We start from the raw sequence: 6,212 nt of genomic DNA, 5'->3' as shown, positions 1-6,212 counted from the left end.
GTCCTACGTTCTGACACGATCAGGTTTGAGATAAACGCATCAAACATCGGAGTCGGAGTTGCTAATGATTTAACAAATGGGATGTGCGGAGTGATGTTAATCATCAAAGCAGAGGCTTGGTGATAGCTATCAGTAAGGAGTGATCTTTTATACATCCTGCCATTTGAAAGCCGGATCTGTAGATAGTAATTACCGTTTCGTTGAAACGTGTATGGTAGGGTTTTGTACCTCATGGTTACGCTCTTTTTGTACCTTAGGTGCATTACACACGGACAAAAAGAAATGTAACCACATGAATACTAATCAGAATCTTGGCAACCTACGCTGGCATTATCCAGATCAGGTAATACGGGTTTTTCTCAGCCTTCACAAAGAAGGGCACCCCGAGTCGTGTTACGCAGAGAAGAATAAGTAAGCCCCTAAATTTAAGCAAGGTGCTTATTCTTTTTTCAACCTGGCGGGCGAGACTTTTACATGATCCGGATCAACTCCCCACCGCACGAAAAAAGGCTTAATGCTGCGGGCTTAAAATTTGCACGTCAGAGCAGTAAAGGTATTTACGCAAGTAAATTATATCCTTCACCATTATCAGAATGCCCAGCAATAACAAACACCTGACTACAACATCGCAACAATAAATCTTCATATCACGTAGTTAAAAATTACCAGAACACTTCATACTTGACAGGAAGCATGATGCGATTTTTAGCGCTTATCCCTCATCGTCACCGATGGACTGACATCACCATTACCCGTCAGGGTGCCCTTTCTCCTTCTGGCCGACACTATTATTCCACTTATCTTTCTGCCCGTTGTCAGCGTTGCGATGCGGTTATCCATCGGGTGTATTATCGCGATATCAGTGATGACCAGGCGCGCCGCTGGCTGGGGTAAATTCGCGGGTCGGGTACACGTTTTGCCAGGTTACGCGGCCGACGCAATTTGGTAGTCTTGCCCTTACTGAGTCACTGGACTGCTTACGCTTATGCCCTTCCTGCTGGATACATTAGGACACCAGATTTACCTGTCAGCCCCGCTGTTTATTCTTATTTTCCTGGGTTATTGCCTGACGAAATGGGGCAAATGGCCGCTGAGCATCAGCGAAGGCATGAACCGGTTTGTCTTTAACGTTGCCCTGCCCTGCATGCTGTTTCGCATCATGAGTGACTTTTACAACAGTCCCGCGGTCGATGTGCGCCTGCTTCTGGCATTCTTTGGCAGTTGTCTGCTGGTGTTTATCGTGGGCCGAATCCTTGCCTCGCGTCTGTTTCATCTGGATGGCGTGGCCGGCTCGGTCTTTGCCCTGGGCGGGGTCTTTTCAAATAACGTTATGCTGGGCATTCCGGTCGCTACCGTCCTGCTGGGCCCCGGTGCCTTGCCATCGGTTGCGCTGGTGCTGGTGTTTAACAGTCTGATCCTCTGGACATTACTCACCGTCTCGGTGGAATGGTCGAAACAGGGCAGTTTTTCCCTTCAGGGCTTTAAGCGCACCTTGATTAGCGTGCTCAGGAATCCGTTAATTATTGGCATCTTATCAGGCACCGCCTGGAGCCTGTTGCAGCGGCCGCTTCCCGCCATCGCCGCTGAACCGCTGCGCATGCTGGCGTCCATCGCCGCACCCTTATCGTTGGTCACTCTCGGCATGAGCCTGGCGCACTACCGGGTGCGGGAAGGCTTGAAAGAGAGTTACACGATTTGTGCGTTGAAACTGATTCTGCAGCCGCTGTGTGTCTGGGCGATCGCCTGGCTGACGGGTCTGCCTGCGCTGGAAAGTAAAGTGGTAGTGCTGCTGGGGTCGATGGCGGTCGGTGTGAATGTTTACCTGATGTCGCAGAAATTTAACGTGATTACCGGCCCCACGGCCGCCAGTATGCTGCTTTCCACCCTTTTTGCCGCGATAACCACGCCGTTGTGGATGATGTTAATGACGCTGGCCGGATACTAAAAAGCCCTGTAACACAGGTTACAGGGCTGGCTTTTGCACCGAAAAACTTAGTGTGCAGGTTGGGTGCGAATCAGGTAATCAAAAGCGCTCAGCGAGGCTTTTGCCCCTTCACCGCTGGCAATGATGATTTGCTTGTAAGGCACCGTGGTGCAGTCGCCTGCTGCGAAAACGCCTTTCAGGCTGGTTTCGCATTTTGCATCGATGATGATTTCACCCATCTTGTTGCGCTCAACCGCCCCTTCCAGCCAGGTGGTGTTAGGGAGCAGGCCAATCTGAACAAAAATGCCTGACAGCGCCAGTTCATGGGTTGTCTGGTTGGTGCGATCCAGATATTGCAGGCCGGTAACTTTGCTGCCGTCGCCTTTCACTTCGGTGGTTTGTGCATTCAGGATCACATCCACGTTTTTCAGGCTGCGCAGTTTGTCCTGCAGCACTTTGTCTGCGCGCATTTCACTGGCAAATTCCAGCAATGTGACGTGTTCAACGATACCAGCCAGATCGATAGCCGCTTCCACGCCGGAGTTACCGCCACCGATGACGGCAGTGCGTTTACCTTTGAACAGCGGACCGTCACAGTGCGGGCAATAGGTCACACCTTTAGTACGGTACTGCTCTTCCCCCGGTACGCCCATGTTGCGCCAGCGCGCGCCGGTCGCCAGGATGATGCTACGGGATTTCAGTACGGCACCTGACGCCGTTTCAATGGCATGCAGGCCGCCTTTCGCCGCAGACGGAATCAGTTTAATCGCGCTCTGACTGTCAATCACATCAACACTGTAATCGTCAACGTGGGCACGCAGTGCGCCAGCCAGTTTGGCCCCTTCCGTTTTCTGCACGGAAATATAGTTTTCGATATCAACGGTATCCAGTACCTGTCCGCCGAAACGCTCACCCATCAGGGCGGTGCGGATGCCTTTACGGGCAGAATAGATGGCGGCCGCTGCGCCAGCGGGACCGCTGCCAATAATCAGCACATCATAGGCTTCGCGTTTATTCAGCGCTTCTGCTGCGCGCTTGTCAGCATTGGTGTCGACTTTACTGACGATCTCCGCCAGGCTCATGCGGCCCTGACCAAACTCTTTGCCGTTCAGGAAAACCGCCGGCACGCCCATGACATTCCGTTCCTGAATTTCGTTCTGGAACAAGCCACCGTCAATCGCGGTGTGGCTGATGCGCGGGTTCAGGACCGCCATCAGATTCAGAGCCTGTACCACATCCGGACAGTTGTGGCAGGACAGCGAATAATAGGTTTCGAAATGGAAATCTCCATCCAGCGCCGCAATCTGATCAAGCAGATTTTGTGCTTCTTTGGACGGGTGCCCACCGGTCTGTAACAGCGCCAGCACCAGTGAGGTAAATTCATGACCCAGCGGCGAACCCGCAAAACGTGGGCCGTGATCCGCACCAGGGTTAGTGATTAAAAATGAGGGTTTACGCACCTGACGATCGTTCTCTTCACGAAAGCTGACCTTGTCAGACAGGCTCGCGATATCGACCAACAGATTGCGAATCTCGGTTGATTTTGCGCCATCATCCAGCGTTGCAATCAACTCCACAGGCTTGGTGAGTTTCTCAAGATAAGCTTTGAGCTGCGTTTTTAAATTGGTATCAAGCATAGTGAGTTCCTGGTCAAAAAATCGGGTGCCGAAGCACCCGATGAGAAAATGATCGACGTTGCGATGCGGAAATTAGATTTTGCCAACCAGGTCCAGCGAAGGCGCCAGAGTCGCATCACCTTCTTTCCATTTGGCCGGGCACACTTCACCAGGGTGAGAAGCCACGTACTGCGCCGCTTTCACTTTGCGCAGCAGGTCAGACGCATCACGGCCAATACCTTCAGCGGTGATTTCTACAGCCTGGATAACACCCTGTGGGTCAACGATGAATGTACCACGGTCAGCCAGACCTTCATCTTCGCGCATGATGTCGAAGTTGCGGGTCAGCGCGCCAGTTGGGTCACCGATCATCGCATATTTGATTTTTGCGATGGTGTCAGAAGAGCCGTGCCAGGCTTTGTGGGTAAAGTGGGTATCAGTAGACACTGAGTAGATGTCCACGCCCAGTTTCTGGAACTCTTCATAGTGATCCGCGACGTCGCCCAGTTCGGTTGGGCAAACAAAGGTGAAGTCAGCCGGATAAAAGAAGAAAACACTCCATTTACCTTCAACGTCTTTCTCGGTTACTTCGATAAACTGGCCGTCTTTAAATGCACTGTTTTTGAACGGCTTAATTTTGGTGTTGATAATGGACATGTGATGGCCTCCTTTAAAATATGTGATGCAGCTTACAAATTTTCCGGGCCAACATCTAATAAGCCCTCGTTATCAATAAAATAAACGAAAGCTATCAAACGCCGATAGCGTTGATCGTTAAGGGAAAAAACCGCTTTTCTTACCTTCATTTACCCGCAAAAAGATATATTGCGTGCTTCCAGGCAATAACCCCTGTGCGTTAACTGAAGGCCGTTTGCTGTTTTCCCATAAGGCACCGTCGGGCAGTGTACAAGGAAAGTGATGACATTTGTTCTGCTTTTACTTTTTTGAGAATCCCTGCCAGGGTTGTTAAAAGATGTTTAACGGAGCTTGATGTGCATATTCGATTATTTACAGAGGCCGACCGTCCTTTCCTGCGGACGTTGTTTCTGGCGGCCCGTCGGCATAACTGGGACTGGATCGCCAACGATGACTGGCAACTGGAAGACTTCGATCAGGTGATACTCGGCGAAACCGTTTTAGTGGCTGAGCTGGACGGGCATCGGGCAGGATTCGCGGGTCTGATGGAAAACGATAATTTCTTACACAGCCTGTATGTGGATCCTGATTATCAGGGGCGCGGCGTGGGCAGTGCACTGCTTGAGGCCGTCCAGTCACGCTTTACATCAACCGGCGCGCTGAAGTGTCTGCAAATGAACAAGGCCGCCCAGACGTTTTACCTGCAACATGGCTGGAAAGTGATTTCCCAGGGTGAAAGCGATCAAGGCGGCTATCTGTTAATGCATTATCCCCCGGCGTCGCACTATGAGAGCGACGCGCAGAAGGGTTAAAGCGCGCGGAAGGCGATATCGCCGGGAATCACCTCGCCCTGCCAGTAAAGCTGGGCGGCCACACGTCCGGCGAGCTGACGGTACAGCATCGTAAATTCACTGTCCGGCCGACGAATAACCGTTGGCTCGCCATCATCCAGATCTTCACGCAAATGAATATGCAGGGGAAGCTGTGCCAGCAGCCGCGTGCCATAGTCGTCCACCAGCCGTTGCGCTCCGCCGGTACCAAAAATCGGCTCATGGTGACCGCACTGGCTGCAGACGTGGATACTCATGTTCTCCACCACGCCCAGCACCGGGACGTTAACCTTTTCGAACATGACCATGCCTTTGCGTGCATCGATGAGCGCGATGTCCTGTGGCGTAGTGACCACCAGCGCACCGGTGACGGGCACACTCTGCGCGAGCGTTAACTGGATATCTCCGGTTCCTGGCGGCATATCCAGCACCATATAATCCAGGTCGGGCCACTGGGTTTCGGTAAGTAACTGCATCAGCGCTTTGCTGGCCATAGGGCCGCGCCACACCATCGCGTTATCGTCGGTCACCAGATAGCCGATGGAATTGGTTGCCAGACCATGGGACATGATCGGCGCCATATGGGTGCCGTCAGGCGAGGTCGGGCGCTCTTTTTCACAGCCCAGCATGTTGGGCACGGACGGGCCATAAATATCGGCATCCAGAATGCCCACACGTGCGCCTTCAGCCAGTAACGCCAGCGCCATATTAACTGCGGTACTCGATTTGCCCACGCCGCCTTTACCGGAGCTGACCGCGATAATGTTCTTCACGCCGTTAACACCAGGGTGATTTTTCACGCGTTTCAACGTAGCAATCTCGTGACTTAACCGCCAGTCGATGGCCTGCGCGCCGCTCAGACGCAGTAGCTCAGCGCTGGTGTCTGCTTTTAAGGTCTCAAACGCGCTGTGCCAGGCAAAAGGCATCCGCAGTTCAATATGCAACGTCCCATCCAGCAGCGCCACATGATGCAGCGCCTTCAGGGTAATAAGGTTACGTTGCAGCGTCGGATGCTCAAAGCTGTTCAGAACGCCGGCCACAACGGCGCGTAAGGCTTCTGGTGTATGTGGTTCCCGGGATTGCGCTGTCATCCCCACTCCTTTTCTGCTGTGCTTATGCTGTTTTTCAACGATGTAGTAACAATACTATCAGATGCCGATCGTTTCACGGGCCGCGCGGCGGGAAATCCCTTATGTTTACGCGGCT

At 52.5% G+C, this 6,212-nt stretch carries 6 protein-coding genes, 1 pseudogene and 1 riboswitch; of the genes and pseudogenes, 3 read left to right on the top strand and 4 right to left on the bottom strand.

The features are described from left to right. Nucleotides 1-233: pseudogene (locus tag RAC90_RS19260) on the bottom strand (integrase); the annotation flags it as partial. A 67-nt stretch (nucleotides 234-300) separates the two neighbouring features. After that, nucleotides 301-396, bottom strand: a riboswitch (TPP riboswitch). 300 nt (nucleotides 397-696) lie between these two features. Between RAC90_RS19260 and RAC90_RS19255 the strand changes: the two are divergent. Continuing rightward, the gene (locus RAC90_RS19255; RefSeq protein WP_006119907.1) at nucleotides 697-894 is read left to right on the top strand and encodes a hypothetical protein; all 198 of its coding nucleotides are present in this window, start codon (nucleotides 697-699) and stop codon (nucleotides 892-894) included. Between the two features lie 91 nt (nucleotides 895-985). Beyond that, nucleotides 986-1,945 (top strand): AEC family transporter, encoded by a 960-nt coding sequence (locus RAC90_RS19250; RefSeq protein WP_033740536.1) that lies wholly within the window; start codon nucleotides 986-988, stop codon nucleotides 1,943-1,945. 47 nt (nucleotides 1,946-1,992) lie between these two features. Here RAC90_RS19250 and ahpF read toward each other — a convergent pair whose 3' ends face one another. Together ahpF and ahpC are read right to left on the bottom strand one after the other, a co-directional pair. Next, nucleotides 1,993-3,561 carry an alkyl hydroperoxide reductase subunit F gene (gene ahpF / locus RAC90_RS19245; RefSeq protein ID WP_039338149.1) on the bottom strand — a complete coding sequence of 523 codons (1,569 nt, stop codon included), beginning with the start codon at nucleotides 3,559-3,561 and terminating at the stop codon, nucleotides 1,993-1,995. Between the two features lie 72 nt (nucleotides 3,562-3,633). Next, the gene (gene ahpC / locus RAC90_RS19240) at nucleotides 3,634-4,197 is read right to left on the bottom strand and encodes an alkyl hydroperoxide reductase subunit C (protein ID WP_033740540.1); all 564 of its coding nucleotides are present in this window, start codon (nucleotides 4,195-4,197) and stop codon (nucleotides 3,634-3,636) included. Between the two features lie 335 nt (nucleotides 4,198-4,532). Here ahpC and RAC90_RS19235 point away from each other — a divergent pair, with 335 nt between their 5' ends. After that, a complete protein-coding gene (locus RAC90_RS19235; protein WP_058702640.1) occupies nucleotides 4,533-4,988 on the top strand; it encodes a GNAT family N-acetyltransferase in 456 nt (151 codons plus the stop codon). Here RAC90_RS19235 and apbC read toward each other — a convergent pair. Continuing rightward, nucleotides 4,985-6,097 carry an iron-sulfur cluster carrier protein ApbC gene (apbC, locus tag RAC90_RS19230; protein WP_375124662.1) on the bottom strand — a complete coding sequence of 371 codons (1,113 nt, stop codon included), beginning with the start codon at nucleotides 6,095-6,097 and terminating at the stop codon, nucleotides 4,985-4,987. The genes RAC90_RS19235 and apbC overlap by 4 nt on opposite strands. Between the last annotated feature and the right edge of the window lie 115 nt (nucleotides 6,098-6,212).

This window comes from Pantoea sp. CS_6 (genome assembly GCF_041954745.1).
In the GTDB taxonomy this organism is placed as follows: Bacteria; Pseudomonadota; Gammaproteobacteria; order Enterobacterales; family Enterobacteriaceae; genus Pantoea; species Pantoea stewartii.
This window is presented reverse-complemented; position numbering and strand designations above follow the sequence as displayed.